The organism is Natrinema sp. CRL1 (assembly GCF_059162405.1).
In genome coordinates this window covers 1-939 of sequence record NZ_JBLVOY010000021.1, presented here as the reverse complement: position 1 = coordinate 939, position 939 = coordinate 1, and the positions used below count along the sequence as shown (strand labels likewise).

Annotated in this window: 1 protein-coding gene; it reads right to left on the bottom strand. The window is 57.9% G+C overall.

Annotated elements, in window-relative coordinates; translation table 11 throughout:
• Positions 1-32 precede the first annotated feature (32 nt).
• Positions 33-860, bottom strand: coding sequence for an IS5 family transposase (locus ACJYUO_RS21840; RefSeq protein WP_494347407.1), 828 nt, complete (start codon positions 858-860; stop codon positions 33-35).
• Positions 861-939: the final 79 nt, after the last annotated feature.

Genomic DNA, 939 nt, shown 5'->3' with positions numbered 1-939 from the left:
GGCCGTGGTGAATCGCCAGACGTAGCTTGATTTCACGGGTTCAGCGACTGCTTGATATTGTGAACCGCACACATCAGGACGAGTTCACGAAATTCTCCGTACCAGGTTCGCGCACGCACGGCGTCGCCGAGCGTGCGCTTAATCGTCGAAAAGACGGTCTCACACATCGCTCGTTGGCGGTATCGAGGCCCATCGATCCGCGCGTTGTGCGCGTGATCGATGGGCCGGAACTCACGATGTTTGATTAGCGGTCTTACGCCCTCTTCGCGGAGTTTTTCGCGTAATTCCATCCAGTCGTAGCCTTTGTCGGCAGCGAGGCTGGCGAGGTCGCCCGCGTTGCGGCGGGCGACCTGCCAGCCGAGCTGTGTGTCGTGGCGTTTCTCGGTTGTACAGTGAACGTCCAGAATGGATTGGCTTTCTGTGTCGACGAGAGCTGTCGCTTTGAGCGTCTGAACCCGGTAATTCGTCCGGCGACAGTAGTGCTTGCTCGCGTTTTCTCGGTCGAAGAATGTCGCGTCAATGGCGGCCTGACCGCTCGGCTCGTGCAGCTGCGCCGACAGGCGCAGCAGCACTCGCCAGAGTGCTGTCTTAATTCTGTCAAACCACTTGACTAGCGTGGAATGGTCAGGGAGATCAGCCGCGTCGAGGCCGATCTCCCCGAGTATTTGTGGCATCTCGCTCAGCAAATCAAGTGCTTCTCGGTAGGATTTCTCCAGGTAAACCCGCAGACAGTGCAGCGACACCACCGCATACTCGGCGAAGCCGCCACCCCCTTCGGGGGCGGCGACTTCGTCTCGCTCACCAACAGCATTTTTAGCTAACTGAACGACGTTGCTCGTGAAGCGGGAAATTTTCGACATAGAGCATCGGCGATTTCCCGCTTCATCTTCCTAGTTCTAACGGTCGAAGCCGACGCTGTCTAGCGATTCACCAGAGCCG

Coding starts and splice junctions, on each gene's coding strand:
- ACJYUO_RS21840 (WP_494347407.1), bottom strand. CDS start 860: ATGTCGAAAATTTCCCGCTTCACGAGCAACGTCGTTCAGTTAGCTAAA.